This window comes from Micromonospora ferruginea, assembly GCF_013694245.2.
In the GTDB taxonomy this organism is placed as follows: domain Bacteria; phylum Actinomycetota; class Actinomycetes; order Mycobacteriales; family Micromonosporaceae; genus Micromonospora; species Micromonospora robiginosa.
In genome coordinates, this window is record NZ_CP059322.2 from 2,186,844 (window position 1) to 2,213,466 (window position 26,623).

The following is a 26,623-nucleotide window of genomic DNA, read 5'->3' on the forward strand; positions in this document are numbered from 1 at the left end:
ACCCTTGATGACAGATACGCGCGCGGCCGGGTACCGTCGCAGCGTGGCGCCCCGACCCGTACCGGCCTCCGTCGGCCAGCGACTGCTCGGCATCATCGACCACTACCGCGCCGACCACGGGGCGCTGAACTGCCCGCTGCTGTGCCGGGTCACCGGCACGGTCGACCTCGACGCGCTGGCCGCGGCGCTGACCGCGCTGACCGCCCGGCACGAGGCGCTGCGCACCACGTTCACCGGCCGCGGCCCCCGCCTGGCCCAACTCGTGCAGGACCCGCGACCGGTGCCGCTGTCGGTGCTGGACCTGCGCGACGCCCCCGACCCGCGCGCCGCGGCGGACGCGGCCGTCGCCACCGAGCTGTCCACCCGGGTCGACGTCGGCGCCTGGCCCACCCGGGCCACCGCCTGGCGGGTGGCCGACGACGAGGTGGTCCTCTGCTTCACCATGCACCACCTGGTCACCGACGCCTGGTCGTGCGGGCTGCTCTTCGAGGAGTTGCGCGCGCTCTACGACGCGCACCCGGGCCGCCCCGCCGCACTGCCCCCGATCCGCTGGCAGTACGGCCAGTTCGTCGCCTGGCAGGAGGCCCGGCTGGCCGGCGACGAGCTGAACCGGCAGCGGGAGTTCTGGCGCGCCCAGCTCACCGGGCTGCGACTGCCCCGGCTGCCCTACCGCGACCCGCCGCCGGACGCCACGCCGGGCGTACGCGGCCGGGACCTCGACGCCACCGTGGCCGGCGGGCTGCGGGAGCTGGCCCGGCAGCACCGCACCACGCTGTTCAGCGTCACCCTGGCGATCTACTACGCGGTGCTGCACCGCGTCACCGGCCAGGGCGACCTCGCCGTGGCCTCGCTGTTCGCCAACCGCAGCCACCCGGACAGCCGGCGCACCGTGGGCTTCTGCGCCAACATGGTGGTGCTGCGCACCAAGCTGCCGCCGTTCGCCACGTTCCCGGCGCTGCTGGCCGCCACCCACGCGACCGCCACCGCCGCCTTCGCCAACCAGGAGCAGCCCTACCAGGCGGTCGCCACCGGCAGCGCCAACCTGGGCGGCCGGGTCGACGACGTGGTGTTCCAGATGATGGCCGAACTCGACCACCGGGTCCCGGCCGCCGACGCCGAGTTCGAGCTGCTGCTGCCCGAGGCGATCGGCAGCCGCTTCGGCACCGAGCTGGCGATCGCGCCGCGCGGGTCGGGGCTGCGGGCGGTGCTGTTCCACACCCCCCGGCTGGCGCCCGCCGACGCCGAACGGCTGCTCGACGGCTACGTCACCGTCGCGCGCGCGGTGGTGGCCGACCCGGCCACTCCCCTGTCGAGCCTGCTGCGCCGCTGACCCGGGCGCCCGGCGGGTCACGTCGCGAACCGGGCGGGCTCAGCCCCGGATCAGCTCGGCGCCGCGCTCCCCGATCATGATGCTGGTCAGCGCCGCCGGCGCCCGCAGCGGCACCGGCACCACGGAGGCGTCCACCACCCGCAGGCCGGGCACGCCGTGCACCCGACAGTGCCCGTCGACCACCGCGCCGGGGTCGTCCGACGTGCCCATCCGCGCGCCGCCGACCAGGTTGAGCCGGCTGTAGGTGGTGTTGCGCAGCACCTGGTCGAGCTGCTCGTCGTCGCCCACCACCGCGTCGTCCACCAGCGCGAACCGGGCCACGGTCTTGGTGAACGCCGCCTGGTTGGCGATCTCCCACGCGTGCCGGTAGGCGTCGCGCATCCGGGCGAGGTCACCGTCGGCGGAGTAGAAGTCGAGGTCGACCGCGGGCGGCGCGGCGGGGTCGGCCGAGCGCAGGCCGACCCGGCCCCGGGAGGCCATCGCCATGTCGCCGATCATCACCGTGTTGATCAGGTCGGTGCCGACCAGCCGGTCCAGGCCCGCGCCCGCGCCGCGGGTGGTGCTCATCCCGGTGAACAGGCTCAGATAGAACGCCTGGTCGGCGGCGTGCCCCGGGATGCCCGCGAGCCGCCCGATGAGCTGGGTGCGCGGCCAGTCGGTGCCGACCGCCTCCCGCTCGGGCACCACCAGGATGATCGCACCCGGCTGGTCGATCACGTCGGCGCCCACGCCGGGCAGGTCGACCAGCGGGGTGACACCGGCGGCCCGCAGCTCGTCGGCCGGGCCGATGCCCGAGCGCAGCAGCAGCGCCGGACTGTAGGGGCTGCCCGCGCAGAGGACCACCTCACCCGCGCCGATCGTCTCGCCGCCGACGCGCACCCCCACCGCCCGGCCGTCGGTCAGCAGCACCCGCTCGACCTCCGCGTCGCCCCGCACCGTCAGGTTGGGCCGGGACCGGGCCGGGTCGAGGTGGGTCTGCGCGGTGGACATGCGCAGCCGGTCGCGCCGGTTCTGTGGATACATCCCGATGCCGACCGCGTCCGGGGCGTTCATGTCCTCCTGGTAGTCGTGCCCGAGCGCGAGCACCGCCTCCAGGAAACCGTCCATCGCCGGGGTCAACTGCCCGCGCGACCAGCGGGTGATCGGCACCGGACCGTCGGCGCCGTGGTGGTCGCGATCGCCGAACTGCGCGTCGCTCTCCAGCCGGCGGAACGCGGGCAGCACCGCCGGCCAGTCCCACTCCGGCAGGCCACGACCCCAGGCGGCGAAGTCGGCAGCCGGCGCGCGCATCGCGCCCCGGTCGTTGATCCGGGTCGAGCCGCCCACCACCCGGCCGCGCCGCAGCGGCGCCTCGCGCCCGGCGACCACGGTGGCGCGCAGGTCCCAGTCGAAGCCGTCCTCCGCCTCCACCGAGCCGGTGCGCAACACCTCCGGCCCGGCGTCACCGGCCAGGTCGGGACCGGCCTCCAGCAGCAGCACCGAACGCCCGGCATCCTCGCTCAACCGCGCGGCCAGCACCGCGCCGGCCGCACCCGCGCCGACGATGACGTAGTCGTAGCGAAGCATGGGCACAGCGTAGCCGAAGATCCGACATGCCATGCGCGACGCATGTGCTATCCGCGATTCTTCATTAGACTCTCCGGCATGAGCGCAGGCCCGGAAATCATCCCCACGCTTCGCTACCGCGACGCGCCGGCCGCCGTCCGCTGGCTGGTCGACGTCGTCGGCTTCCGCGAGGCCCTGGTCGTCCCCGGTCCGGACGGCACCATCAGCCACGCCCAACTGACCTGGGGCAACGGCATGGTCATGCTCTCCTCCGAGACCGACGGCGGCGACGGGCGGCTGGTGCTGGAGACCGGCCCCGGCGCGACCTACGTGGTCCTCGACGACGTGGCCGCGCACTACGACCGGCTCGTCGCGGCCGGCGCCGAGATCGTGCAGAAGCTGCGCGACGAGGACTACGGCGGGCAGGGCTACTCGGTGCGCGACTCCGAGGGCAACATCTGGAGCTTCGGCTCCTACCGCCCCGGGGCGTCCTGACCGGACGCCCCGTCCAGCAGCGACGCGGCCAGTTCGGCGCGCAGGTCGGCGACCGTGCCGTCGAACGTGGCCAGCCACCATGCCCGCCGATACCAGTGGTGCAGCGGCTGTTCCCAGGTGAAGCCGCTGCCCCCGTACGTCTGGATGGCGGTCTCGCAGGCGGCGGTCGCGGCCTCGCGCCCGGCCACCGCGGCGGCCGCGACGGCCCGGTCCGCGACCGGGCCCGGCTCCGCGTCGACCGACCAGGCGGCCCGGTAGGCCAGTGAGCGGGCGGTCTCGACCTGGCCGTAGAGATCGGCGAGGGGGTGGGCCACCGCCTGGTTCGCGCCGATCGGCCGGCCGAACTGGGTCCGCGTGGTGGCGTACCCGACGGCCCAGGCCAGCGCGCGCGTCGCCACGCCGACGGCCTCGGCGGCGAGCAGGGCCAGCGTGCGCCGCCGGATCGCCGCGAGCACGTCGCCGCTCGCGTCCGCCGCGACCAGCGGCGTCGAGGCCACCCCGGACAGCTCCACCGTGCCGGCCGGCCGGGTCGGGTCCAGACCCGCCGGCCCGGCGTCGGTGGGCGCCGGGCGCAGCGCCGACGCGTCGACCAGGCGCAGCTCCACGCCGTCCGGGCCGGCGACGGCCACCACCAGGTCGACCGCCTCCGCCGCGTGCGGGACCGCGACCTTGCGCCCGCGCACGGTCCCGTCGGCGGCGACCGTGCAGCTCATCCCCCCGCCGGGGCGGTGCGGCGCCAGCAGGGCGGCGAGCGTGCCGGGGCCGGCCTCCTCGGCCCAGGCCAGCGTGGCCGGCCGGCGCGGCTCGCGCCCGGCGGCCCGCAACGCCGGCCCGGCCAGGCCGATCGTCGACCACCAGGGCAGCGGGCTGCGCGCGTGGCCGAGCTGCTCGGCGAGCAGGGCCAGTTCGACGGTGCCCAGCTCGGAATCCAGCCAGCCGAGGCCGGTGACGTCGGCCCACGTCCGGTCGCTGTCGCCGGCCGCGCGCTCGTCGGCGAGGTACTTCGCCGCGGTGTCGCGCCACGTCTCCTGCTCGCCGGTCAGTGCGAAGTCCATGCTGCGGTCCTCTCCGGACGGGCGTCAGTACGACCTGGGCAGGCCGAGCACCCGCTCGGCGATCACGTTGCGCAGCACCTGCGAGGTGCCGCCCTCGATGGTGTTGGCGCGACTGCGCAGCATCTCGCGCCGCCAGTAGCGGTCCCACCCGTCCGGCCGGCCGTCGGCGGTGAGCAGCACGGCCAGCGCGGTCAGCCGCTGGTGCGCCTGCGACCAGCGCAGCTTCACCACCGACGTCTCCGGGCCGGGCGTGCCGGTGCGCCGCAGCTCGGCCAGGGCACGCCGGTTGGTCCAGCGCAGCCCCTCCAGCTCGACGTAGCGGGCGGCGATCTGGTCGCGGACCAGCGGGTCGGTGTCACGGCCGCGGGCCCGCGCGGTCGCCACCAGCCGGCGGAACGCCACCTCCAACCGGGCGGTGAGCGTGAAGCCGAAGGTGCCGCGCTCGTGGGCCAGCGTGGTCATCGCCACCCGCCAGCCGTCGCCGATCTCGCCGACCACCGCGTCGAGCGGCACCCGCACCTCGTCGAACTCGATCTCGGCGAACTCGGCCTCGCCGGTCATCTGCCGGATCGGGCGCACCGTCACCCCGGGCGTGCGCAGGTCGACCAGCAGGCACGACAGGCCACGGTGGCGGGTCGCGTCCGGGTCGGTGCGGGCGAGCAGCAGGCAGTGGTCGGCCAGGTGCGCGTAGGAGGACCAGACCTTGCGCCCGGTCACCACCAGCTCGTCGCCGTCGCGGCGGGCGAGCGTCCGCACGGCGGACAGGTCGCTGCCGGCCTCCGGCTCGGAGAAGCCCTGGCAGAAGATGATCTCGCCGGTGAGGATCCGGGGCAGGTACCAGGCCCGCTGGGCCGGTGAGCCGCAGGCGATGACGGTGGGACCGACCATGCCCAGGCCGATCACGCCGATGTGCTCGCCGGCCTCGGCACGGGCGCTCTCCTCCAGGTAGATCGCCTGGTGCACCGGGGACAGGCCGCGCCCGCCGTACTCCACCGGCCAGGTGAGCCCGGCGTAGCCGGCCTCGTGCAGCGCGGCGCTGAAGGACCGCACCGCGTCCACGTCGTCCCACCGTCCCCGCGCCGGCGCGCCGGCCGTCCCGGTGGTCACCGGCACGGACCGGGCCAGCCAGTCACGCAGCCCGGCGCGGAACGCGGCCTCCTCGGCGCTGTCACGCAGATCCATGCGCCGCATCGTACTCGTATCTGCTTTTGCTGTGCAGTATCTTGTGTCGACGGATGGTGCGTGGAGGGGGAGGTCCGATGGCCAGTCTCGCGGACGACGCCGCGGTCGAGCGGACCGCGCCCGGTCACTACCGGGCCAGCCTGGCCGAGGACTGGTCGGTGTGGGGACCCAACGGCGGCTACCTGGCCGCGGTCGCGCTGCGCGCCGCCGGCGACGCCGCCGGCGGGATGCTGCCGGTGAGCCTGAGCTGCCAGTTCCTCGCCCCGGCCCGCTACGGCGAGGCGGAGCTCACGGTGGAGCGGGTGCACGGCACCCGGCGCGCCGCCGCGTTCCACGTCACGCTGCGCCAGCGCAACCGCACCGTGCTCGCCGCGCACGTGTGGACCGTCGCGGACGGTCTGGTCGGCCCGGAGCGCCGCTGGATGCCGGCGCCGGAGCTGCCCGGGCCCGACGAGCTGCCGGCGCTCGTCGACCTGATGCGCCGCGACGGCCTGCCGGTGCTGCCGATCTGGGAACGCTGCTACGAGGTACGCCTGTCCGGCTGGCCGGCCGGCGGCTGGTCACCGCAACGCGACGGCGTGCCGACCGTACGCGGCTGGCTGCGGCTGCACGAACCGCTGCCGGCCGGCGCCGACCCGTGGCTGGCCGCCGCCCGGCTGGTGTTCGCCGTCGACGTGGTGCAGTTCCCGGCCATCGTGCAGGCATTCGAGCAGACCACGTTCATGGCCCCGAGCATGGATCTCTACGTGGGCTTCCAGGCCGGCGGCGACGCCGGCGAGTGGCTGCTGGTCGAGGGCGAGGCCGCCTCGGCAAACGGCGGCACCCTGGGTGCCCGCGCCCGGGTCTGGTCCGACGGCGGGCATCTGCTGGCCACCGGCGGCCAGCAGATGCTCTACCGGATGGCCAGCCCGGTCTGACCGGCCCGCCCGGTCAGGCGGCGGTGCGGCGGCCGAAGCGGCGCACCGCCACCAGCAGGCAGATCCCGCCCAGCCCCAGCACCCAGGCGAGGGTCTGCAGCACCGGCGCCAGGACCGGCCCGCCCGAGGAGAGCCCGACCAACGCCTCGGTGGCCACCGAGAACGGGTTGGCCCGCACCAACGGCTGCACCACCGACGGGAACGCCGACACCGGCACGAACCCCGACGAGAAGATGAACAGCAGCGTCGCCGGGCCGGTCAGCGACGGCGGCAACGACTCCTCGTCGCCGGGCCCCGAGCCGCGCCACAGCGCGATCGCCGCCCACATCACCCCGAACAGCGCGAGCACCGCGAAGAAACCCACCACGGCCACCGCGCCCTGCCGGAACCGGAACCCGAGCAGCAGCGCCACCGCGGTGGTGAGCACGCCGATCAGCACGATGCGCAGCACGTCACCGGCGACCCGCCCGGCCAGCAGCGCCCCCGGCCGCACCGGCATCGCCCGCAGCCGGTCGACCAGCCCGCCCTTGAGGTCGCGCAGGAAACCGACCGCGCTCGACGGCGACCCGAACGCGGCGGTGGAGAGCACCACCAGCGGCGCGAGCCGCTCCAGGTAGTGCTGGCGGTCGCCGTCGCCGACGATGCGGCCGAAGACCGCGTACTGGGTGAGCAGGAGCAGCACCGGGAACGCGAACGAGTAGATCAGCGCCGGCGGGGCGCGGAAGAACCGGCGCAGGTTGCGCCCGGCGAACAGCGACGCCTGGGTGACAGTGCTCATCGGGTCCTCCGGAACGAACGGGCGGCGGCGAAGCCGAACAGCAGCCCCAGCACCACCAACCAGACCAGCGCCGGCCAGACCCGCTGGTCGGCGCCCTCGGTGGACAGCGCCCGCAGCGCGTCGACCTGGGCGGAGAACGGCGACACCCGCACCAGCGGCTGCAACCAGCCCGGGAACGCGTCGACCGGCACGAACGCGGTGGACACCGTGGTCAACACCAGATAGGGCAGGGTGAGCGCGGAGTAGACGTGCTCCGGGTCACGGGCGCCCAGGCCCAGCGCGGCGCACCCGGCCGCCAGCACGACCGCGAAGCCGACCGCCAGCAGCACGAAACCCACCGCGCCGGCCGCGCCCGCGGTGAACCGGAAACCGACCACGACGGCCGCGACGAGGATCACCGCCACCGCGACGGCGGCCCGCGCCGCGTCCACCACCAGCCGGGCGGCGGGCACCACGGCGGCGCCCATCGGCAGCGTGCGGTAGCGGGCGATCAGCCCGCTGCGGGCGTCACCGGCGACCATGTAGCACGCCGACATGGCCACCAGCACGGTGGTCTGCACGACGATCGCCGGCGGCAGGAACTGCTCGTAGGCGATGCCGTAGTCGGACATCAACCGGTGGAACACCACCATGAAGCCGGCGAAGAACGTCAGCGGGAACACCACGGTCAGGCCGACCGACCGGCCGGCGCGCGCCTGGCGCAGGTTGCGCGCGGCCAGCACGGCGAACTGCCGCGCCGGCCCGGCGGCCGGCGGGCTCGCGACGGTCACCGCCCGGCTCCCGCCACGTCGGGCACGCCGGCGGCCGACCCGGTCAGCGACAGGAACACCTCGTCCAGGGTGGGCCGGCGGACCGTCACGTCGTCGGCCTCCACGCCGGCGGCCTCCAACCGGCGCACCACCTCGGTCAGCGTGCCCGCCCCGGCGGCGACGCGCAGCACGTCGTCGTCCTCGGTCAGCTCCGGGAACGCCTCGCGCAGCCGCGCGGCGGCCGTCTCCCGGGCCCGCGGATCCTCCACCCGCACCTCGCAGACCGTGCCGCCGAGACGGCCCTTCAGCTCGTCCGGGGTGCCCTCGGCGACGACCCGGCCGTGGTCGACCAGCAGCACCCGGTCGGCGAGCTGGTCCGCCTCCTCCAGGTACTGCGTGGTCAGCAGCACGGTGGTGCCGTCGGCGCGCAACTGCCGGACCACCTCCCACAACGCCCGCCGGCTGCGCGGGTCGAGGCCGGTGGTCGGCTCGTCGAGGAACAGCACCGGCCGGTCGACCACCAGGCTCGCGGCCAGGTCGGCGCGGCGGCGCAGGCCACCGGAGTAGGTGCGGACCGCCTTGCCGGCCACCTCCCCCAGGTCGAAGCGCTCCACCAGCTCGTCGGCACGCGTGGCGGCGGCCCGCCGGTCCAGGCCGAGCAGGCGGCCGAACAGCACCAGGTTCTCCCGGCCGGTGAGCAGCTCGTCGAGCGCCGCGAACTGGCCGGTGACGGCGATGCTGCGGCGCACCTGGGCGGCCTGGTCGACCACGTCGAAGCCGGCGACGCGGGCGCTGCCCGAATCCGGCTTCAGCAGTGTGGTGAGACAGTGGATCGTGGTGGTCTTGCCGGCGCCGTTCGGGCCGAGCAGGCCGACCACCTCGCCGGCGGCCACCTCGAATCCGACCCCGTCGACCGCGGTCGTCGCGCCGAACGACCGGCGCAGATCGTGGACCTGGATCATCTGCTCTGACATCGCACCACCCTCACCCCAGGAGTCCCCGGCACCATATCAACGCTCGTATGTGGAAAACCAGATACAAGAACGACTCAGTCATCCGTCGACGGCGATGCGCCGCACCGCCCGGCGTCGACGCGACGAGGCCGCGAAGGCGACGCCGGTCCGGTCGACCACCCCGGAGCGCACGCACTCGACCGCGATGTCCACCCCGGCCGCCACGTCGGCCGCGCCGGCCGCGCCGTGGCAGACCACGCACACCCCGCGTACGCCCAGCAGCGCGCCACCCGCCTCGGCGGCCAGCCCCCGGCGCACCGCCGCGGTGACCCGCCGCTCCCGGTCCCGGGCCAGCGCGCCGATCGGCGAGAACGCCCGTACCGCCGCCAGCGCCAGCCCCACGGTGGCGTCCAGCGTGCGCTCGTACATCTTCAACGCCACGTCGCCGGTGAACCCGTCGGTCACCGCCACGTCCACCCGGCCGCCCAGCACGTCGTACGCCTCGATCTGGCCCACGTAGCCGGGCATCGCGGCCAGCAGCAGGTGCGCGTCGCGGCGCACCGGGCCGCCCTTGACCGACTCGTGCCCGTTGGACAGCAGGCCGATCCGGGGCCGGTCGACGCCGAGGCGGCAGCGGGCGTACTCGGCGCCGAGCACCGCGAACTCGACCAGCCACTCCGGCTGCGCGGTCGCCGTCGCGCCGATGTCGAGCAGCACGGTCGGCCCGGCGTCCGGCACCGGCAGCACCGTCGCCAGCGCCGGGTTGGTCACCCCGGGCACCCGTCCCAGCCGGGCCGCCGCCGCCAGCACGGCGGCACCGGTGTTGCCCGGGGTCACCATGGCGTCGGCCCGGCCCGCCGCCACCTCCGCCGCGGCGACCAGCAGCGACGAGCGCCGCTTGGCGTACGTGGCGGCCACCGGGTCGTCGGCCATGCCCACCACGTCCGGGGCGTCGAGCAGGCGTACTCCGGGTGGTGGCACGCCGCCGGGCAGCAGCGCCCGGACGCGCTCGCGCGGGCCGACCAGCACCACGTCCGCGCTCTCGGCGGCGGCCAGCGCCCCGGCGACCACCGGTTGCGGCCCGAGGTCCGCGCCCGCGACGTCGACGGCGATCCGGGGTCGACGGCCGGCGGCGTTCACCGCGCCGCCCCGGCGGCCGACCGGTCCGCCGCACCGGCGGTGCCCGGCGCGGAACCCGGACGCCGCGTCGGCCGGTCCGGTGTGGAAGCAGGCGCGTCGGGCACGGCGGCCGGACCGGGGCGCGACGGGCCGGCGGGCGTCGAGGTCAGCCAGCGCCGCAGCGCCGCGCGCGCCGGCGCCCGTTCGCCCGCGAACGCCGCGCGCACATCGTCCGTCCCCGCCGGATCGTCCGTCTCGACCGCCGTGGACGGGTCGTCGGTCCCGGGCCGGCCGTCGGCCGCCAGGTCGGCGGCGAGCTCGTCGACCTGGGCGGCGAGCCCGACGCCACGCCAGCCGAGCGCGTAGCCGAGCGCCGCCTCGTCGACCTCCCCGGCCCGGCCGGGCAGGCCGAGCAGCGCCCGGGCGCACGGGTCGACCAGCTCGACGGCGGCCAGCAGCGCCTCCGCCTCCGCGAGGATCCCGGCACCGGCGAAGCGCCAGGCCTGGTCCGCCGCCCAGCGTCCGCTGCGACGGGCGCGACCGACCACGTCGAACAGCCGCCGCAGGAGCGTCGCCAGCGCGCCCACCGCCGGGCGGTCGGTCGCCGCGGCGAGCGTCGCGGCCCGCAGCGCCGGGTTCGGCGCGAACGGCCGCACCCGCAGCCGGGCGACGTCCACCAGGGGTTGCGGCGCGCTCGCGTACGCCTCGGCGAGCACCCGGTAGCCGTCGTCGCCCCGGGCCGGGCCGGCGGCGAAGCGCTCCAATCGCCACTGCAACTGGTCGAGCAGGATGTGGCTGGTGCCGTCGAAGACGCCGTAGAGCAGCACGTCGCGCACCTGGGCGGCGTAGCCGAACTCCTCCACCAGGGCCCGGGAGCCGAGCACCGCGCGGCCCTCGGTGACGGCCTCCTCGGCCAACCGGCAGCAGGCGTACTTGGCCACCGCGGTGGCGTGCGCGGCGGCCGGCCCGAGTGTGTTGATCAGGAAGGTCGCCTTGACCGCGGCGGCCGCGACCAGCACGTCGAGGGCGGCGGCCCGGAACAGGTGCTCCGCTATCGCGCCCAGGTGCACGATCGGCTCGCCGTAGACGTCACGCTCGCGGGCGTAGCGCACCGCCTGGGCCAGCGCCCCGCTCGCGGCGCCCGAGGCCAGCGAGCCGATGCCGCCCCGGGACAGCGCTAGGGTCAGCCGCAGGACCGCCGCGCCGTCACCGGGCGCGCCGACCGGCTGCGCCGCGGTGCCGTCGAGGCGTACGCCGGAGATGTCCGCGGCGGCGGTGGGCAGCGTGCGCCAGGCGGGCAGGGCGTGGACCGTGCCGTCCCGCTCGGCGAGGAACAGCCCGAGGTCGTCGCCGCCGTCGACGCGGGCCAGCGTCACCAGCAGGTCGTGTCGCCGGCCGCCGTTGATCAGGTGCTTCTCTCCGGTCAGCCGCCAACCGTCGCCGTCCGGCACCGCCCGCGTGGCGATGCGGGCCAGGTTGCTGCCGTGCGCCAGCTCGGTGAGCAGCATGGCGGCGGAGCCGCCGGCCCGCAGTACGGCGCCGACCCGGTCGCGTTGTGGCGGGGTGCCGGCGATGTAGAGCGGCAGCAGCGCCAGCGCGTTGACCCCGAGCGTGATCGCCAGGCTGCCGCTGTGTCGCGCGAGGACGGCGTTGAGCGCGTTGACGTGCACGGCGGTGGCGGTGGCCGGGTCGTACACCGCGGCGACGCCGAGGGACCGCAGCGCGGCCAGCACGTCGTCCGGGGGTGTACGGCTCGCGTCGGCCTCGGCCAGGAGCCGTCCGGCCTCGGGCCGGTCCAGGTGCTCGGCCAGCGCCGGCAGCGGAGCCAGCCGGTCCAGGGGCAGCGGGCTGAGCCGCCGCCACGCGGGCGCTTCGTCTGGTGTCACCCGGCACCTCACCGCCATCCCGACAGCAAATACGAGATACATGCTAGGCGAGAAAGCTAGAAGCGAGGGATACCGGATCTCGGTTCTCCCGCTACGCTCGGGCCATGGCCACGGCTGGACTGCTCCTCGCCGCCGGCGCCGGCCGCCGTTTCGGCATGCCGAAGGCGCTCCTAGCCCACCGGGGCGGCCTGCTGGTCGAGCACGCCGCCGGGATCCTCACCGCTGCCGGCTGCGACCCGGTCGTGGTGGTGCTCGGCGCGGCCGCCGACGAGGTGCGCGCCCGCGCCCGGCTGCCCGAGGTGGTCCACAACGAGGCATGGCCCACCGGCATGGGCTCGTCGCTGCGCGCCGGGCTGGCCGCGCTGGTGCCCACCCCTGTCGTGGCGGCCGTGGTCACCCTGGTCGACATGCCCGGCCTCACCCCCGCCGCGGTACGCCGGGTCGCGCGCGACGCCACCGCCGGCTCGCTCGCCGTGGCCGCCCACCGCGACGGTCGCCACGGGCATCCGGTGCTGCTCGGCCGCGACCACTGGGCGGGGGCGGCCCGGGTGGCGGTCGGCGACCGGGGCGCCCGCGACTACCTGCGCGCCCACCACGACCGGCTGCGGGTCGTGCCGTGCGCCGACGTGGCCGACGGGACCGACCTGGACCGGCCCGGGCAGGCGGGACTGCTCGATGCGTGACCACCTCGCCGACCTGCTGCGATGGTGGGTAGCGAACCAACCGGTGGCCGCCGCGACGGTCACCGCCACCGCGGGCAGCGCCCCGCGGCCGGTCGGCGCGACCATGCTGGTCGGCCCGGACGGCGTGGTCCTGGGGAGCGTCTCGGGTGGCTGCGTGGAGGCGGCGGTGCACGCCGAGGCCGAGCAGGTACGCGACAGCGGGCCCGCCCGGGCGCTGCGCTACGGCGCCGGCCTGGAGGCGGCCACCGGCGTGGGGCTCACCTGCGGCGGCACGATCGACGTCTTCGTCGAGCGCCTCGATCGGGTCACCTTTCCCCGACTGGACGAGGTCGTCACCGCCGTGCGCGCCGGCCGGCCGGTGGCGGTGCTGACCTGCGTCGCCGGCCCCCGGCACCACCTGGGCCGGCGGATGCTGCTGGGCCCCTGGGGCGAGCACGGCTCGCTCGGCGACGCGCGCCTCGACGCGGCGGCCGTCCGCCACGCGGAGGTGTCGCTGGCCGCCGGCCGCACCGAGGTGCGCCGGCACACCGTCGACGGTGAGGGCATCGCGGTGCTGGTGACCGCGTTCCCGCCACCGCCCCGGATGATCCTGTTCGGCGCGACCGACCACGTCGCGGCGCTGGCGGCACTCGGTTCCCAGCTCGGCTACCGGGTGACCGTCTGCGACGCCCGTCCCGCGTTCGCCACCCGTCGACGGTTTCCCGCTGCCGACGAGGTGGTGGTGGACTGGCCGCACCGCTACCTGGCGGCGGAGACCGCCGGCGCCCGGGTGGACGGGCGGACCGTGCTGATCGCCATGACCCACGACCCGAAGTTCGAACTGCCGCTGCTGGAGGTGGCCCTCGCCGGCCCGGCGGCGTACGTCGGCGCGGTCGGGTCCCGCCGCGCGCACGCCGAACGGCTCGCCCGGCTGCGGGCGGCCGGCGTCGACGAGGGCGCGCTGGCCCGGTTGGCCGGTCCGGCCGGGCTCGACCTGGGCGCGAGCACGCCCACCGAGACCGCGGTCAGCATCGCCGCCGAGGTGATCGCGGTACGCACCGGCCGGTCCGGCGGGCCGCTCGGGCCCGGTCACGAGCGGATCCACGTGTCTCCTGTCGCTCCTCCCGAGGTGCTGACCCGCCCGTGACCGGCGGCGTTCGTGCCGCCGCCTCATGCCGGGCGTCCACGCCCGCCCTCGCCGCGCCTTGGGTCGTGCCCGGGCAGTCTCCGCGCCGGACTCGGACGTTCGGGCGTGTCGCCGCCCAGGCGAACAGACCGGTCAAGAGCGGTATGACCGAAAGTCATATTCATGCCTCACAGGCATACCGCTCTCATCGAAGGTGTTTCTTTCCGCCCTGCACGGCGTGGGCTCGGGCGGCCCTGCGCCGGTTTCCTTGTCTTGGGCGCCGGGAAGGCTCCGGCATGGCCGAGATATTCGTGAGCGAAGACCTGAAGACGCTGCAGTCGATGGCGCGCGGGGCCGGGATTCCGGATGCCGAGCGTCTGTCGCACGACGACCTGGTGGAGGTGTTGCGCCGGGCCGGGCTGGCCGACGGCACCCAGGACGACTGGCCGGACCAGCCGATCGAGGATCCGGCGCACCTGGCCGGGCTGCCCCGCAGCTCCCTGCGGCAGGGCGACGAGAGCACCGGCGGCCGTGCCGCCGAGGAGGCGATCGGCGCCCGGCCCGGCGAGTCCGGCACCGAGATCGACGACCGCACCCAACGCTGAGCCTGGCGTGGTGGGCCACCCGCGGATGATTCGTGGGTGGCCCACCTGTCACAGGGGTCTCATATGCTCGGCCGATGCTGTCCCAGGTTGCTGGCCTGTCCCGGCATTTCACTGAGAGCTCGCTGCGGGCATATCTTCTGGACCGCTCGGAGCGCGTGCCGTCGGGTTGCCTCATCGTGCGGGGCTACGGCCGGCAGCGCGGGATCTACCAGAAGCTCGCCGGACGAGCCTGGGCCCATGTCGCCGCGTATGCGGTCTTCGTCGGCGGCTATCGGCCTGACCTGGACGTCCACCACGATTGCGGGATCCCCGACTGCATCGAGCCGACCCATCTGCGACAGCTCAGCCACGCCGACAACTGCCGAGAGCGTCAGCAGCAGCCGACCTGCCGCAACGGACATGACCGAGAGGTCGACTCGGCCACCGGGCGCCTCCGGAAGGTGTGCCGGCGCTGCAACAGCGACGCCCAGCGGCGTTGGCGTGAGCGACGCGCCGCCGAGGTGGCCGCAGCCCGAGCCGGCTACCGGCCCGCCAGCGACGGCTAACGAGCGCGATACACCATCCTAAACCATTACGCACACGAACTGTCATTATGATGTATGCACGGTTTGGGGCCTTTGTTCCGGCTAATTATCGGATTGTTGTAACCGGTAATACGGTAATGCGGGCAGATAACCGGTTGAGGTTCCTTCCCGGTCGTCCGTAGGTTGCCTGCGACACCGAGGAGAGAGGACACGAGCCGCATGACCCCGCCCGCTCTCCGGATCTGACACGTTCCACCGCTCACCGGTAGCCGACGCGTCCCGTCGGTTCCGCCGGGCTGCCCCGCGCGCCCGGTCATGCGGCGTTCGAGGTCGCGCGTAATCGGCCTCGTGTCAGGTCTAGAGAGATCAGGTCTCGGAACTCATGTCCTCACCACCTCATATCGTGCTGCCCTGGGTCGTCCACCGGACCCGGCTGCCCCTGCTGTCCCGGCGGTGCGTGGACTGCCCGTCGGGCTCCGCCACCACCGGCGACGGGCGGTTCCGGGTCAACGCGAACGGCAAGCTGCTGGACGTGTGGCTGCTCGTCCGCTGCGTACGCTGCGACCGGACCAGCAAGCTCACCGTCCACGAGCGCACGCCGGTCGCCTCGTTCGATCCGGCCGAACTGCACGGCTACCACGTCAACGACGGCCGGCTGGTGGCGTCCACCCTGCTGGATCCGGCGCTGGCCCGACGTAACCGCTTCGCCCTCGACTGGACGGACGCCTGGCGGTTGGACGCCACGCCGGTGCCGCTCGGCGAGGCGTGGCCGATCCGGGTGGAGGTGGTCCTCCGCGATCCGATACCGGTACGCCCGGACCGGCTCGTCGCACGCGGGCTCGGCCTCAGCCGGGCCGAAGTCGAGCGGCGGGTCAAGTGCGACGTGCCGATGCGGCGGTCCAGGATCGCCGGCTTCGCGTTCACGCTGATGTCCGTGCGGTAGCGGGCATGCGGTCGCCGGCCGGGCGGTCCGGGAGATCACTCCGTCAGGGGCAGGCACTCGTCGAGCAGCGCGACGACGTCGCGCCAGGCGCGCTGCGCGTGCCGCGGGTGGTGGCCGACGCCGGGGACCACGGGGTGGTCGACCGGCGGGTGGTGGAAGGCGTGCAACGCGCCGCCGTAGACCACGAGGCGCCAGTCGACGCCCGCGGCCTGCATCTCCTCGGTGAACGCGTCCCGCTGCGCGGGCGGCATGATCGGGTCTTCCGATCCGACCCCGACCCACACCGGGCAGCGGATGCGCGCCGCCTCGCCCGGCCGGCCCGTGGTCAGTGCGTTGACGGTGCCGATCACGCGCAGGTCGACGCCGTCGCGCCCGAGTTCCAGCCCGATCGCGCCCCCGGTGCCGTAGCCGACGGCGGCGATCCGCTCCGGGTCGGTCCGCGGTTCGGCGCGCAACACGTCGAGCGCCGCGTGGCCGATGCTCCGCATCCGGTCGGGGTCGGCGAGCAGCGGCAGGCACCGGGCCAGCATCTCCTCGGGGTCGCCCAGGTAGCGCCCGCCGTGCAGGTCGAAGGCCAGCGCCACGTATCCCCGTTCGGCGAGCGCATCGGCCCGGCGGCGCTCGACGTCGCTGAGCCCGGTGCCCTCCGGCCCGAGCAGCACCGCGGGTCGGCGGTCGACACCGGCCGGGAGCGCGAGGTGCCCGATCATCGTCAGGCCGTCGGCCGGGTACGCGACCGTGCGCGTGGTGATCGCCGTCATCGGACCGAGCGTAGTGACCGTCGCGCCCGGTCAGAACGGCTTTCGCCGCTGGCAGAACAGCGCGGAGGTGTGCCGGGCCACTACGGTGGCAGCAACAGCAGCGGTCCGATCGGGAGGCAGCATGCCGGTGTCGTCGCGGGAGGCCGTCGAGCGGGTGCTGCGCGCCGGCCGGGAGCAGGACGTCGAGGCGTTCGTGGCGGTGATGGCCCCCCAGGGGTACATCGAGTGGCCGTTCCGTCCCGCGGGCGTGCCCGGCCGGGTGCAGGGGCACGCCGAGATCCGCCGGCACCTGACCGAGGCGGCGCACGCCCTGATCACCATCGACGAGCACCGTGACGTGGTGCTCCACGAGACCACCGACCCCGAGGTGGTGATCGTGGAGTACGAGGCACACGGAAACGTCGTGGCCACCGGCGCGCCGTTCGAGCAGACCGTGATCGCGGTGTTCCGGGTCCGCGACGGCCTCGTCGTGTCCTACCGCGACTACATCGACCCGCTGCGCCTGATCGCCGCGCTCGACGAGGGGAGCACCTGAATGGACCAGCACGAACGCGACCGGCACTCGTCCTCGTTCGGCGCGGCGGCCACCGCGTACGCCGAGCACCGCCCGGACTACGCGCGCGACGCGGTCCGGTGGGCGCTGGAGGCGGCGCCCGGCCGGCGGGTGCTCGACCTGGGCGCCGGCACCGGCAAGCTGACCGCCACGCTCGGCACGGTCGGCGCCGACGTCACCGCCGTCGAGCCGGACCCGGCGATGCTGGCCGAGCTGCGCCGCGCCCTGCCCGACACGCGGGCGCTGCCGGGCAGCGCCGAGGCGATCCCGCTGCCGGACGCCACCGTCGACGCCGTGCTGGCCGGCAACGCCATGCACTGGTTCGACATGGCGGTGGCGGGTCCGGAGATCGCCCGGGTCCTCGCCCCCGGCGGCGTGCTGGCCGGGCTGTGGAACGTGCTGGACGACCGGGTCGACTGGGTCGCCGGGCTGGCCGAGGTCAGCGGCAGCGCGGCCGTCGGCCCGCGGGACACGCCGGCCGGTTGGCGGGTCGAGACGGCGCGGATGCACCTGCCGAGGAACGGCGCGCCGGCCCGGTTCGAGGGCCCGGAGCAGGCCGAGTTCCGGCACGGGCAGCGCCGCACCGCCGATTCCCTGGTGGCGACGTTGGCCACCCGGGCGGGGATGCTGGTCATGCCGGAGCCGGAGCGGGCGGCGGCGCTCGACCGGATCCGCGCGTTCCTGGCGAGCCGCCCGGAGACCGCGCACGGCGAGTTCACCCTGCCGATGCTGACCTGTGTGCTGCGCGTGCGGCGGCGGTGAACGGCACCGACGTCCGCGCGGCTTCGCCGCGGTGGGCGTGGCGGAGATCCTGCTGCACACCCGCGACGTGGCGCGGGGCCTCGACCTGGCCTGGTCGCCGCCGGCCGAACTGTGCTCCGCGGTGGTGCGGCGGCTGTTTCCCGACGCGCCCGCCGGCGACCCGACGCCGGTGCTGCTCTGGCTGACCGGCCGGGCCCCGATGGGCGGGCGCCCGCGCCGGACCGCCTGGACCTGGCAGGCGGCACGTGGCTGAGCGTGCGCCCGCGGGGGCGGTGCTCAGACGTCGGCGGTCGGCCGCTGCCCGTGCGACGCCGGTCGCCGCCCGCGCACGCTGAGGATCCGACCGCAGCCCACCACTCCGGCCACCAGCAGCACCAGCCCACTGACGACGTCGGCGACCCGGTTCGGCCAGGGCAGGATCGCGGGGGTGGTGAACCGGCCGACGACGAACGGTTCGAGCACCGCGCCGAGGGGGACGACGAGACGGGCGGCCAGCCCCCACGGATCCGCCCGGTGAGCGATCGCGCCCACCAGGCCGAGCGGTCCGCCCAGCACCAGCGCGGCCAGGAGCCAGTGCAGGTTGGCCGCCCAGACGTCCCGGTCGAACATCCCGAACGCCGTCCCCACGCCGTAGTGGACGACGCAGGCGGTGAGCAGGGCGACGGCTCCCGCGGCGACGGCCGGGGCGGGTCGGCGGGCGAGCCACCCGGACACCACTGCCAGCCCGGCCCAGACCGTTCCCGCGTTGACGAGCTGGCTCACGGTCAACCGGCTGGCCAGGACGGTGTCCGCACTGCCGTCGAGCTGGCCCGGAGTCGTCACGTTCGAGGCGAGCGACACCAGAGCCAGCACACTCGCCCCGACGACGACCAGGCCCCATCCCCGTCGAGTCATGGCCAGAGGGTACGCAGGCCCGGTGCGGCCCCCACCGCCCCCGCGCGTTCGGTGGACGTACGTCTCAGGTGAGTTGTTCGGCCAGGGCGAGGATGATCCCGCTCGGGCCGCGCAGGTAGCAGAGCAGGAAGCTGTCCTCGAAGCGCGTCACCTCGCCGACGAGTTCGCCGCCGAGCGGGCGCAGGCGGGCGAGCGTGGCCTCGATGTCGTCGACGGCGAACATGACGCGGTGCAGGCCCAGCGTGTTGGCCGGGGTGGGCGCCGGCTCGGGGGTGATCGACCGTGGGGCGTGGTAGGTCGCGAGTTCGAGCCGGCCCGGCGCGTCCGGGATGCGCATCATCGCGATCTCGCTACGCATGTCGGACAGCCCGACGACCCGTCCCGCCCAGTCACCCTCGATCGGCATCCGACCTTCCAGCTCCATGCCGAGCGCGGTGAAGAAGGCGACCGCGGCGTCGAGGTCGTCGACCACGATGCCGACGTTGTCCATCCGGTGAATCGTCACGCCCCGAGGATAGGGCCGGGGCCCGACGTCGCCGGCCCGACGAGCCGCAGTGAGGGCGAGGGCGCGCCTACGCTCGCGGCCAGTCCGCGAAGGCCTTGCGTAGCCCTTCGAGGTCCCGGACGCGAAGCACCGGGTGGCGCTCCTCCCAGGCGCGGCGGACGCCCCGAGGCAGATACAGCGTCGACCAGAGTCGGATCAGCGTCGGCCCGTGCAGCCAGGTGCGCAGCTCGTCGTGGCGGACGGCTTCGGTCAGCACCGTCTCGTACATCCAGGGCAACAACCCTGGGCGGTCGAGGTCGACATGCCGGTCGGGCTGCCAGAACAGACGGTGGGGAAGCTCGACGACGCCGGTGGTGGGCCCGTGCAGTGCGCGAAGATCGTCCGCCACGACCGCCGGGCGCCCGGGACGGGCCGCGTGCGGTGTGCTGTGCTGACGCCTCGGACGGAGCCGGTCGGGTCCATGGGGCTCAGAATAACGCGGTTGACCTGCCGTCGGGTTCAGCGACGCCACCAACGCCAGCGGCGGCGGGAGCGGGCGGGCCGCCCGGCCGTTGGCGGTGACGGCGCCGACGGGATCACCGCGGCGTGCCGGCGGTCGGCGCGCCACTGCCGTACCGCCTCCTCCACGTTGACCGGGCGGACCACGACGCGTGGCCCGGTCGGCGCGCGCAGCCACGCCACCACCTCGGCGTTGAGCACCGCCACGGACGACCGGACGGCCTCCTCGGTGGGCAGGTCGCGCAGCTCGGCGGGAAGCTGTTCGATGCGGCGTCGAAGCTGCAGCGGGGTGGGCAGCATGAGGTCGGACGGGATCTGCTCGCGTTCCATGAAGCCGCGGATCCACCAGCCCTCGTCGTAGGGCTCGTTGCGGCCCGGGATCGGCTTGCCGGCGCCCGGCAGGTTGTCGAACTCGCCGCGCTCCTGGGCGGAGCGGATCTGCGCCTCGACCGCGGCCTCCCAGCCGTACGTCATCGCCGTCACCTCCGGTGTTCACCGTATCCGCCGGTTTCCGCCTATGGTCAGCGCCGGACGGTGCCGGGGTGTTCCCGGGCGCCCAGGGGAGGGAGCGGCGGCGTGCGGGACTGGCTGATCGGCCTCGGCGTGGGGATGGCCTGCCTGGTGGGGAGCTGGGCGCTGCTGGTGCTGCTGGCCCGGCGGCTGCCGCCGGGGATCCTGCGTGACCTGGCCGCTTTCGTGCCCGATTGTCTGACCACGGTGCGGCGGCTGCGCCGTGATCCGCGGGTGCCGCGTCGGGCGCGGATCGCGATCGTGGTGGCGGGCGTCTGGCTGGCCAGCCCGATCGACCTGATCCCGGAGTTCCTGCCGGTGGTCGGCCCGCTGGACGACATCGTCGTGGTGGCGCTGGCGTTGCGCTACGCCGGGCGGCAGGTGCCCCGGCAGGTGCTGCTGGACGCGTGGCCGGGCGAACCGAGGCTGCTGCTGCGCCTGCTGGGCGGGGCCTGACGGCTCAGGGCCGTGGGCGTACGTGCCGGTGGCCGTCGCGTGGGAACGGCGGTCGGGCCGGCACCACCTCGGCGAACGCGTACCCGCTCTTCTCCGCCACCCGGCAGGAGGCCGGGTTGTCGATCTGGTGGAACAGTTCCATCCGGGTCAGGCCGGCGGCGGCGAAGCGGGCGAACGCCCACCCGGTGACCGCTTCGACGGCCCGGGGCGCGACGCCCCGCCCCCGGGCCGGCGCGGCGGTCCAGTAGCCGACCTCGGCTGCCGGCTGCCCGGGGTGGACCTCCTTGAGCACCACGCACGCCACCAGCCGCTCCCCCGCCGGCGTGTCCTCCAGCACGGCGAAGCTGAACCGGCGGTCGGCCGCCCAGCCCTGCCGGCTGCGGCGCACGAAGGCCCGCGCCTCGCCACGGGTGGTCACCGGGTAGCGGGTCCAGGCGCGCAGCACCGGGTCCCGGTACGCCTCCAGCAGCGCGTCCCCGTCGCCGTCGCGGAACGGTCGCAGCAGCAGGCCGGGCGCGGACGGGGTGGCGGCGGCGGACAGCAGGACGGGCATCCCCCGAGTGTCGCGCGTCACCCCGCCCCGGCGCGAGCCCGGTCCTCCGCGCCGGGCCGGCCGGCGTAGGGTCCGGGCAGGGTCTACGGCGGGAGGCGGCATGGTCACGCTCGGCGCGGTGGTGGGGATCGCCCTGGTGGCGCTCGGTCTGGTGCTCACGCCCGGCCCGAACATGGTCTACCTGGTGTCCCGCTCGGTCACCCAGGGGCGGCGGGCCGGCCTGGTGTCGCTGCTCGGCGTGGCGGTCGGCTTCCTGGTCTACCTGAGCGCCGCGGTGGCCGGCATCGCCACCGTGTTCGTGCTGGTCCCGCCGCTCTACACGGCGGTGAAGCTGGCCGGCGCGGCCTACCTGCTGTGGTTGGCGTGGCGCACGTTGCGCCCGGGCGGCCGGTCGGCGTTCACGCCGGCGCCGCTGCCGCCGGACCGGCCCCGGCGGCTGTTCACCATGGGCCTGGTGACCAACCTGCTGAACCCGAAGATCGCCATCCTCTACGTGTCGTTGCTGCCGCAGTTCGTCGACCCGGCGCGCGGGCACGTGGCGGTGCAGAGCCTGCTGCTGGGGTTGACCCAGATCGCCATCGCGTTGACCGTGAACGCGCTGATCGTGCTCAGCGCCGGTTCGGTGTCGGCGTTCCTCAGCCGCCGGCCGGGCTGGGCGCGCCTGCAGCGCTACGTGATGGGCACCGTGCTGGCCGGGCTCGCGGTGCGGATCGCCGCCGACCGCTCCCGCGCCGCCGTCGCCGCCGGCTGATCCGGTACGCGGGTCAGCGCGGCGCCTCGCGCAGCACCGCCACGCCGCCGGGCGCGACGGTGACCCGGTCGTCGACCGCCTCGCCGGTGAGCAGTTCGTGCCCGGCGGCCGGCACCCGCTGCGGCCGGTCGGTGTGGTTGAGCAGGAACAGCCAGCTCCGGTCGCCGTCGACGCGGCGGACCGCCTCGACGCCCGGGGGCGCCGCCGGGCAGGTGGGGACGACGCCGGCGAGGCGGGCGGCGTCGGTGAGCACCCGGCGGTAGGTGTCGTCGTCGGGGCGGGTGGAGACGTACCAGGCGCGGGCGTCGCCGATCCGGTGCCGGGTGACCGCGGGCCGGCCGTCGAGCACCCCGCCGATATACGCGCTGATCTGCTCCGCCCCGGCCAGGTGCACGGTCTCCGACCAGATCCGGCCGAACCCACCGCTGGTCAGCGGCACCCGTTCGTCGTCGGCGAGCGGGTGGAACTCCTCAACCCGCACCCCGAGCAGGTCCCGGTACGCGCCCGGGTAGCCGCCGAGGCGGACGCGGGCGTGCTCGTCGGCGACCCCGCTGAGCCAGGTGACCAGCAGGTGCCCGCCGGCGTGGACGTGCCGGCGTACCCAGTCGACCGTGGCGTCGGCGGCGAGGTAGAGCGCGGGCAGCACGAGCAGCCGGTGCCCGTCGAGCGGGTCGCCGGGCGTGACCAGGTCGGTGGCGATGCCGGCGCGCCACAGGGCCCGGTGCGCGGCGGCCACCTCGCCCGGGTGGTCGAGGTCGGCGCGGGGCATCCCGGGGTGGCGCAGCGCCCAGCCGCTGGCCGCGTCGGAGGCGATGGCCACCCGGGCCGCCACCCGGCCCGCCTCGGTCCCGGCGAGGCGGTCGAGCGCCGCGCCGAGGCGGGCGGCCTCGCGGAACACCCGGGTGTCCGCGCCGCCGGCGTGCGACACCACGGCGGAGTGGAACCGTTCGGCGCCGCCGGCCGGGGCGCGCCACTGGAAGAACATCACCCCGGCGGAGCCGCGGGCGACGTGCGCGAGGCTGTGCCGGGTCATCCGTCCGGGTTCCTTGGTGTGCATCCGGCCGGCGGTGTGGATCTGGTTGGGCGCGCTCTCCGCCAGCAGCCACGGCGCGGGTCGGCCGGCGCCGTGGCGGGCCCAGCCGCGGGCGAGGTCGGCGGCGAGCGCGGTCTGCTCCTCGGCGGCGTCGACCCGGTCGGGGTAGTGGTCGACGGCGACCAGGTCCACCTCGCGCGCCCATCGGGCGTGGTCGACGGGCACCCAGTCGCCGAGCACGAAGTTGGTGGTGACCGGCACCGCCGGGTTCGCCGCCCGCAGCACGTCGCGCTGCTCGGTGTACGCGGACAGCAGCGTGTCGGACCAGAAGCGACGGAAGTCGAGGAGCTGGCCGGGGTTGGCCAGGTACTGGGTGGCGCGGGGCGCGCCGACATGTGCCCAGTCGGCGTAGTGCTGGCCCCAGAAGCTGGTGGCCCAGGCGTCGTTGAGCGTGTCCAGGTCGCCGTGCCGCTCGACCAGCCACCGGCGGAACGCTGTCTCGGTGTGCGGGCAGTGGCAGGTGGTGCCGTACTCGTTGTGCACGTGCCACAGCGCGAGCGCCGGGTGGTGGGCGTAGCGGGCGGCGAGCGTCTCGGCGATGCGACGGGCCGCGGCGCGGTAGGCGGGCGCGGCGGCGCAGTAGGTGTCCCGGCTGCCGTGGTGCAGCCGAATGCCGTCGGCGGTGACCGGCATGGCGTCCGGGTGGGCGTGGGTGAACCAGGGTGGCGGCGAGGCGGTCGGGGTGGCCAGCGCGGCCCGGATGCCGCCGTCGTGCAGCAGGTCCAGCACCCGGTCGAGCCAGTCGAAGGTGTGGCGGCCGGGGGCGGGTTCCAGCCGGGACCAGGCGAACACGCCGACGGTGACCAGGTTGACGCCGGCCTCGCGCATCAGGGCGATGTCCGCCGACCACACCGGCGGGGGCCACTGTTCGGGGTTCCAGTCGCCGCCGTAGCTGAGCCGGCCGCCGCTCCACAGCGCTTTAGTTGTCATCCCGGCCAAAGTAGGAACAGGTGAGGCGGAAAGTCAATGCGGTGGATCATTGACAGTTAGTTGTGGTTCCAAAGAAACTGGCGGTGCCGCCGCCCGGGTCGCCGCGAGGAGACGCCCATGCCGTACCGCCCGCCCCTGGTCCCGTACGAGACGTTCGTGGCCGACCCGCCCGACCTGCCGGTCCGTTCCCCCGGTGAGCAGGGCGCCGACGACGTGCTGCGGGCCGAGGTGGTCGGGACCGACCCGCACGGCGTCACGCTCCGCGCCACCTGCGCCTCCGGCCGCACGCTCGTCGCCCGCATCGAGGCCGCCGGCGACGGGATCCTGCGGGTACGCCTCGCCGACGACCTGCGCGTGCGCAGCCGCTCGGCGCGCGCCACCACCCTGACCCGGCCGGCGCCGCACCCGGCCGAGGTCACCGTCGACGACGCGTACGCCCGGGTGGACGCCGGCGGGGCGGTCGCGGAGATCCGCCTCGACCCGTGGGGGCTGCGGTTCCTCGGCCCGGACGGCCGGCTGCTGGTGGCCACCGACGGCGGCACCCGGGACATCAGCGGCCGGCGACGCACGCTGCCGCTCGGCCGCTCCACCCTCGACGGTGAGCCGGTCGCCTGGCACGAGAGTTTCGTCGCGCCCGGTGACGAGCGTTTCGTCGGCTTCGGCGAGAAGTTCACCCCGCTGGACAAGCGCGGCCAGCGCCCGCTGATGTGGAACTTCGACGCGTTCGGCGGCGAGTCCGACCGGTCGCACAAGAACGTGCCGTTCTACCTGTCCGACCGCGGCTACGGGGTGCTGGTCGACAGCGGCCTGCCGGTGCAGTTCGACGTCTGCGCCAGCACCCACAGCAGCGTGCAGGTGCTGGTCCCGGACGACCTGCTCGACTACTACGTGCTGGCCGGGCCGACCCCGGCCGAGATCCTGGACCGGCTCGACGCGCTGACCGGCCGGCCGTACCTGCCGCCGCGCTGGGCGTTCGGCGCCTGGATCTCCTCCGGGTTCTTCCCGGACAGCGAGCAACGCGTACGGGAGCGGGCCCGGACGATCCGGGCGCGGGACATCCCCTGCGACGTGCTGCACCTGGACTGCTACTGGCAGGTCGCCGGGCGCTGGTCGGAGCTGCGCTGGGACGAGCGGGCGTTCCCGGACCCGGCCGGGATGCTCAAGGACCTCGCCGAGCAGGGCTTCCGGGTGTGCCTGTGGATGAACCCCTACCTGATGACCGACAGTCCGCTCTACGCCGACGCCGAGGCCGCCGGCTACTTCCTGCGCCGCCCCGACGGCGGCACGTACGTGGCGGACACCTGGCACGGCAGCTATCCGGTCTGCGCCATCGTGGACCTCACCAACCCGGCGGCGGTGCGCTGGTTCCAGGGCCTGCTGCGGCCGCTGCTCGCCCAGGGCGTCGCGGTGTTCAAGACCGACTTCGCCGAGGCGGTGCCCGCCGACGCGGTGGCGCACAACGGGATGACCGGCGTCGAGCTGCACAACGTCTACGCGCTGCTGTTCAACGACGTGGTCGCCGACGTCACCGAGGAGGTGGCCGGGCACCGTACGGTGTGGGCGCGCTCGTCCTACCTGGGCGGGCAGCGGCACAGCGCGCAGTGGAGCGGCGACGTCAACGCCACCTGGCCGGGCATGGCCAGCACGCTGCGCGGCGGCCTGTCGCACGGGCTGTCCGGGGTGCCGTTCTGGAGCCACGACACCGGTGGGTTCCACGGCACCCCGGAGCCCGACCTCTACGTGCGCTGGACCCAGTTCGGCGCGCTGTCGCCGCTGGTCCGGCTGCACGGCACCACCAGCCGGCTGCCGTGGGACTTCCCGCCGGAGGCGGAACGCCACGCGGTCGCCGCGCTGCGGCTGCGCTACCGGCTGCTGCCGTACCTCTGGTCGGTGGCGGTGGACGCGGCCCGCACCGGCAGCCCGATGATGCGGGCGCTGCTGCTCGACACGCCCGGCGACCCGACCGCCTGGACCACCGACCTGCAGTACCGCCTGGGCGCGGACCTGCTGGTCGCGCCGGTGCTCGACCCGTCCGGGCAGCGCGCCGTCTACCTACCCGAGGGCGACGACTGGCTGGACGCGGCCACCGGGCACCGTCACGCCGGCGGCCGGCACCTGCGGGTGTCCGCGCCGCTCGACCGGCTGCCGTTGTACGTGCGGCACGGCGCGCTGGTGCCGGTGGTGGCGCCCGCGCCGACCGTCACCGAAGGACCGTTCCGTGACGTCACGCTGGTGTCGTGGGGCGGGACCGACGCGGTGACGGTGGTGCGCGACCCCGACGGCGACACCACGGTCACCGCCGTCCGCGACGGCGACACGCTGCGGGTCCGGGTGGACGGGCCGCTGGACGTGCGCCGGGTCGCGGTGGTCGGCGACGACCCGCCGCGCCGGGTGGTCCTCGACGGCCAACCGGCGGCGGTGAGCCCGTTCGAGCCCTGGTTCGGCGACGGGGACGCGCCCGGCGGGGGCGTGGCCGATTTAGTTTAAG

General features: G+C 75.2%; 29 protein-coding genes. 14 read left to right on the forward strand and 15 right to left on the reverse strand.

Annotated elements, in window-relative coordinates; translation table 11 throughout:
• Positions 1-43: 43 nt before the first annotated feature.
• On the forward strand, positions 44-1,330 hold the full coding sequence (locus tag H1D33_RS09700) for a condensation domain-containing protein (RefSeq protein ID WP_246411486.1): 1,287 nt from the start codon (positions 44-46) through the stop codon (positions 1,328-1,330).
• A 39-nt stretch (positions 1,331-1,369) separates the two neighbouring features.
• On the opposite strand, the gene H1D33_RS09705 is transcribed toward H1D33_RS09700, so the two are convergent.
• On the reverse strand, positions 1,370-2,896 hold the full coding sequence (locus tag H1D33_RS09705) for a GMC family oxidoreductase (RefSeq protein ID WP_181568387.1): 1,527 nt from the start codon (positions 2,894-2,896) through the stop codon (positions 1,370-1,372).
• Positions 2,897-2,974: 78 nt separating this feature from the next.
• Here H1D33_RS09705 and H1D33_RS09710 point away from each other — a divergent pair, with 78 nt between their 5' ends.
• A complete protein-coding gene (locus H1D33_RS09710; RefSeq protein WP_246411484.1) occupies positions 2,975-3,370 on the forward strand; it encodes a VOC family protein in 396 nt (131 codons plus the stop codon).
• On the opposite strand, the gene H1D33_RS09715 is transcribed toward H1D33_RS09710, so the two are convergent.
• Positions 3,349-4,425, reverse strand: a complete 1,077-nt coding sequence (locus tag H1D33_RS09715; protein ID WP_181568385.1) for an acyl-CoA dehydrogenase family protein — start codon at positions 4,423-4,425, stop codon at positions 3,349-3,351. The genes H1D33_RS09710 and H1D33_RS09715 overlap by 22 nt on opposite strands.
• A 24-nt stretch (positions 4,426-4,449) precedes the next feature.
• Positions 4,450-5,607, reverse strand: coding sequence for an acyl-CoA dehydrogenase family protein (locus H1D33_RS09720; protein WP_181568384.1), 1,158 nt, complete (start codon positions 5,605-5,607; stop codon positions 4,450-4,452).
• Positions 5,608-5,684: 77 nt separating this feature from the next.
• On the opposite strand from H1D33_RS09720, the gene H1D33_RS09725 reads away from it, so the two are divergent.
• Positions 5,685-6,524, forward strand: a complete 840-nt coding sequence (locus H1D33_RS09725) for an acyl-CoA thioesterase (RefSeq protein ID WP_181568383.1) — start codon at positions 5,685-5,687, stop codon at positions 6,522-6,524.
• A 13-nt stretch (positions 6,525-6,537) separates the two neighbouring features.
• Here the strand turns inward: H1D33_RS09725 and H1D33_RS09730 are convergent, their stop codons facing one another.
• The 5 genes from H1D33_RS09730 to H1D33_RS09750 all read right to left on the reverse strand — a co-directional run bounded on the left by H1D33_RS09730 (position 6,538) and on the right by H1D33_RS09750 (position 12,009).
• Positions 6,538-7,302, reverse strand: coding sequence for an ABC transporter permease (locus tag H1D33_RS09730; protein WP_181568382.1), 765 nt, complete (start codon positions 7,300-7,302; stop codon positions 6,538-6,540).
• Positions 7,299-8,072, reverse strand: a complete 774-nt coding sequence (locus tag H1D33_RS09735; RefSeq protein WP_181568381.1) for an ABC transporter permease — start codon at positions 8,070-8,072, stop codon at positions 7,299-7,301. Before H1D33_RS09735 ends, H1D33_RS09730 begins: the two co-directional genes overlap by 4 nt.
• Positions 8,069-9,025: an ATP-binding cassette domain-containing protein gene (locus H1D33_RS09740; RefSeq protein WP_181568380.1), complete on the reverse strand. Its 957-nt coding sequence runs from the start codon at positions 9,023-9,025 to the stop codon at positions 8,069-8,071. Before H1D33_RS09740 ends, H1D33_RS09735 begins: the two co-directional genes overlap by 4 nt.
• Positions 9,026-9,103: 78 nt before the next feature.
• The gene (locus tag H1D33_RS09745) at positions 9,104-10,144 is read right to left on the reverse strand and encodes a phosphate acetyl/acyltransferase (protein WP_181568379.1); all 1,041 of its coding nucleotides are present in this window, start codon (positions 10,142-10,144) and stop codon (positions 9,104-9,106) included.
• Positions 10,141-12,009 (reverse strand): acyl-CoA dehydrogenase family protein, encoded by a 1,869-nt coding sequence (locus H1D33_RS09750; protein ID WP_181568378.1) that lies wholly within the window; start codon positions 12,007-12,009, stop codon positions 10,141-10,143. Before H1D33_RS09750 ends, H1D33_RS09745 begins: the two co-directional genes overlap by 4 nt.
• Positions 12,010-12,113: 104 nt before the next feature.
• On the opposite strand from H1D33_RS09750, the gene H1D33_RS09755 reads away from it, so the two are divergent.
• From H1D33_RS09755 to H1D33_RS09775, 5 genes are all read left to right on the forward strand, one after another.
• Entirely contained in the window at positions 12,114-12,692 is a 579-nt protein-coding gene (locus tag H1D33_RS09755; RefSeq protein WP_181568377.1) for a nucleotidyltransferase family protein, read from the forward strand.
• Positions 12,685-13,818: an XdhC family protein gene (locus H1D33_RS09760; protein WP_181568376.1), complete on the forward strand. Its 1,134-nt coding sequence runs from the start codon at positions 12,685-12,687 to the stop codon at positions 13,816-13,818. Before H1D33_RS09755 ends, H1D33_RS09760 begins: the two co-directional genes overlap by 8 nt.
• A gap of 275 nt (positions 13,819-14,093) precedes the next feature.
• Positions 14,094-14,402 carry a hypothetical protein gene (locus H1D33_RS09765; protein ID WP_181568375.1) on the forward strand — a complete coding sequence of 103 codons (309 nt, stop codon included), beginning with the start codon at positions 14,094-14,096 and terminating at the stop codon, positions 14,400-14,402.
• A 74-nt stretch (positions 14,403-14,476) separates the two neighbouring features.
• Positions 14,477-14,947: an HNH endonuclease gene (locus H1D33_RS09770; protein ID WP_181568374.1), complete on the forward strand. Its 471-nt coding sequence runs from the start codon at positions 14,477-14,479 to the stop codon at positions 14,945-14,947.
• Between the two features lie 382 nt (positions 14,948-15,329).
• Entirely contained in the window at positions 15,330-15,869 is a 540-nt protein-coding gene (locus H1D33_RS09775; RefSeq protein ID WP_246411482.1) for a DUF1062 domain-containing protein, read from the forward strand.
• A 35-nt stretch (positions 15,870-15,904) separates the two neighbouring features.
• Here H1D33_RS09775 and H1D33_RS09780 read toward each other — a convergent pair whose 3' ends face one another.
• Positions 15,905-16,630 (reverse strand): dienelactone hydrolase family protein, encoded by a 726-nt coding sequence (locus tag H1D33_RS09780; protein ID WP_181568372.1) that lies wholly within the window; start codon positions 16,628-16,630, stop codon positions 15,905-15,907.
• 121 nt (positions 16,631-16,751) lie between these two features.
• Between H1D33_RS09780 and H1D33_RS09785 the strand changes: the two genes are divergently transcribed.
• The 3 genes from H1D33_RS09785 to H1D33_RS09795 are packed head-to-tail and all read left to right on the forward strand — an operon-like array spanning position 16,752 to position 18,198.
• A complete protein-coding gene (locus H1D33_RS09785; protein WP_181568371.1) occupies positions 16,752-17,165 on the forward strand; it encodes a nuclear transport factor 2 family protein in 414 nt (137 codons plus the stop codon).
• A complete protein-coding gene (locus H1D33_RS09790) occupies positions 17,166-17,945 on the forward strand; it encodes a class I SAM-dependent methyltransferase (RefSeq protein ID WP_181568370.1) in 780 nt (259 codons plus the stop codon).
• Between the two features lie 37 nt (positions 17,946-17,982).
• A complete protein-coding gene (locus H1D33_RS09795) occupies positions 17,983-18,198 on the forward strand; it encodes a hypothetical protein (protein WP_246411480.1) in 216 nt (71 codons plus the stop codon).
• 23 nt (positions 18,199-18,221) lie between these two features.
• On the opposite strand, the gene H1D33_RS09800 is transcribed toward H1D33_RS09795, so the two are convergent.
• The 4 genes from H1D33_RS09800 to H1D33_RS09815 form a co-directional block, all read right to left on the reverse strand.
• On the reverse strand, positions 18,222-18,839 hold the full coding sequence (locus tag H1D33_RS09800; protein ID WP_181568369.1) for a hypothetical protein: 618 nt from the start codon (positions 18,837-18,839) through the stop codon (positions 18,222-18,224).
• A gap of 64 nt (positions 18,840-18,903) precedes the next feature.
• The gene (locus H1D33_RS09805; RefSeq protein ID WP_181568368.1) at positions 18,904-19,344 is read right to left on the reverse strand and encodes a VOC family protein; all 441 of its coding nucleotides are present in this window, start codon (positions 19,342-19,344) and stop codon (positions 18,904-18,906) included.
• Positions 19,345-19,411: 67 nt separating this feature from the next.
• Positions 19,412-19,732, reverse strand: a complete 321-nt coding sequence (locus tag H1D33_RS09810; protein WP_181568367.1) for a hypothetical protein — start codon at positions 19,730-19,732, stop codon at positions 19,412-19,414.
• Between the two features lie 110 nt (positions 19,733-19,842).
• The gene (locus tag H1D33_RS09815; protein ID WP_181568366.1) at positions 19,843-20,316 is read right to left on the reverse strand and encodes a DnaJ family domain-containing protein; all 474 of its coding nucleotides are present in this window, start codon (positions 20,314-20,316) and stop codon (positions 19,843-19,845) included.
• A 102-nt stretch (positions 20,317-20,418) separates the two neighbouring features.
• On the opposite strand from H1D33_RS09815, the gene H1D33_RS09820 reads away from it, so the two are divergent.
• A complete protein-coding gene (locus tag H1D33_RS09820) occupies positions 20,419-20,808 on the forward strand; it encodes a YkvA family protein (protein WP_181568365.1) in 390 nt (129 codons plus the stop codon).
• A 4-nt stretch (positions 20,809-20,812) separates the two neighbouring features.
• On the opposite strand, the gene H1D33_RS09825 is transcribed toward H1D33_RS09820, so the two are convergent.
• Complete coding sequence (locus H1D33_RS09825) at positions 20,813-21,361, reverse strand: GNAT family N-acetyltransferase (RefSeq protein ID WP_181568364.1); 549 nt, start codon at positions 21,359-21,361, stop codon at positions 20,813-20,815.
• Between the two features lie 100 nt (positions 21,362-21,461).
• On the opposite strand from H1D33_RS09825, the gene H1D33_RS09830 reads away from it, so the two are divergent.
• Entirely contained in the window at positions 21,462-22,112 is a 651-nt protein-coding gene (locus tag H1D33_RS09830; RefSeq protein ID WP_181568363.1) for a LysE family translocator, read from the forward strand.
• Between the two features lie 13 nt (positions 22,113-22,125).
• Here H1D33_RS09830 and H1D33_RS09835 read toward each other — a convergent pair whose 3' ends face one another.
• Positions 22,126-24,135: a beta-galactosidase gene (locus H1D33_RS09835; RefSeq protein WP_181568362.1), complete on the reverse strand. Its 2,010-nt coding sequence runs from the start codon at positions 24,133-24,135 to the stop codon at positions 22,126-22,128.
• A 117-nt stretch (positions 24,136-24,252) separates the two neighbouring features.
• Between H1D33_RS09835 and H1D33_RS09840 the strand changes: the two genes are divergently transcribed.
• Positions 24,253-26,622, forward strand: coding sequence for a TIM-barrel domain-containing protein (locus H1D33_RS09840; protein ID WP_181568361.1), 2,370 nt, complete (start codon positions 24,253-24,255; stop codon positions 26,620-26,622).
• The last annotated feature ends 1 nt before the right edge of the window (position 26,623 follow it).

Excerpts from the sequence above, each read along its gene's own strand:
- H1D33_RS09785 (WP_181568371.1), top strand. The coding sequence starts at position 16,752 with ATGCCGGTGTCGTCGCGGGAGGCCGTCGAGCGGGTGCTGCGCGCCGGC.
- H1D33_RS09815 (WP_181568366.1), bottom strand. The coding sequence starts at position 20,316 with ATGACGTACGGCTGGGAGGCCGCGGTCGAGGCGCAGATCCGCTCCGCC.
- H1D33_RS09725 (WP_181568383.1), top strand. The coding sequence starts at position 5,685 with ATGGCCAGTCTCGCGGACGACGCCGCGGTCGAGCGGACCGCGCCCGGT.
- H1D33_RS09770 (WP_181568374.1), top strand. The coding sequence starts at position 14,477 with ATGCTGTCCCAGGTTGCTGGCCTGTCCCGGCATTTCACTGAGAGCTCG.
- H1D33_RS09720 (WP_181568384.1), bottom strand. The coding sequence starts at position 5,607 with ATGGATCTGCGTGACAGCGCCGAGGAGGCCGCGTTCCGCGCCGGGCTG.
- H1D33_RS09825 (WP_181568364.1), bottom strand. The coding sequence starts at position 21,361 with ATGCCCGTCCTGCTGTCCGCCGCCGCCACCCCGTCCGCGCCCGGCCTG.
- H1D33_RS09840 (WP_181568361.1), top strand. The coding sequence starts at position 24,253 with ATGCCGTACCGCCCGCCCCTGGTCCCGTACGAGACGTTCGTGGCCGAC.
- H1D33_RS09755 (WP_181568377.1), top strand. The coding sequence starts at position 12,114 with ATGGCCACGGCTGGACTGCTCCTCGCCGCCGGCGCCGGCCGCCGTTTC.
- H1D33_RS09835 (WP_181568362.1), bottom strand. The coding sequence starts at position 24,135 with ATGACAACTAAAGCGCTGTGGAGCGGCGGCCGGCTCAGCTACGGCGGC.
- H1D33_RS09710 (WP_246411484.1), top strand. The coding sequence starts at position 2,975 with ATGAGCGCAGGCCCGGAAATCATCCCCACGCTTCGCTACCGCGACGCG.
- H1D33_RS09715 (WP_181568385.1), bottom strand. The coding sequence starts at position 4,425 with ATGGACTTCGCACTGACCGGCGAGCAGGAGACGTGGCGCGACACCGCG.
- H1D33_RS09765 (WP_181568375.1), top strand. The coding sequence starts at position 14,094 with ATGGCCGAGATATTCGTGAGCGAAGACCTGAAGACGCTGCAGTCGATG.
- H1D33_RS09730 (WP_181568382.1), bottom strand. The coding sequence starts at position 7,302 with ATGAGCACTGTCACCCAGGCGTCGCTGTTCGCCGGGCGCAACCTGCGC.
- H1D33_RS09780 (WP_181568372.1), bottom strand. The coding sequence starts at position 16,630 with ATGACGGCGATCACCACGCGCACGGTCGCGTACCCGGCCGACGGCCTG.
- H1D33_RS09800 (WP_181568369.1), bottom strand. The coding sequence starts at position 18,839 with ATGACTCGACGGGGATGGGGCCTGGTCGTCGTCGGGGCGAGTGTGCTG.
- H1D33_RS09760 (WP_181568376.1), top strand. The coding sequence starts at position 12,685 with ATGCGTGACCACCTCGCCGACCTGCTGCGATGGTGGGTAGCGAACCAA.
- H1D33_RS09830 (WP_181568363.1), top strand. The coding sequence starts at position 21,462 with ATGGTCACGCTCGGCGCGGTGGTGGGGATCGCCCTGGTGGCGCTCGGT.
- H1D33_RS09705 (WP_181568387.1), bottom strand. The coding sequence starts at position 2,896 with ATGCTTCGCTACGACTACGTCATCGTCGGCGCGGGTGCGGCCGGCGCG.
- H1D33_RS09790 (WP_181568370.1), top strand. The coding sequence starts at position 17,166 with ATGGACCAGCACGAACGCGACCGGCACTCGTCCTCGTTCGGCGCGGCG.
- H1D33_RS09740 (WP_181568380.1), bottom strand. The coding sequence starts at position 9,025 with ATGTCAGAGCAGATGATCCAGGTCCACGATCTGCGCCGGTCGTTCGGC.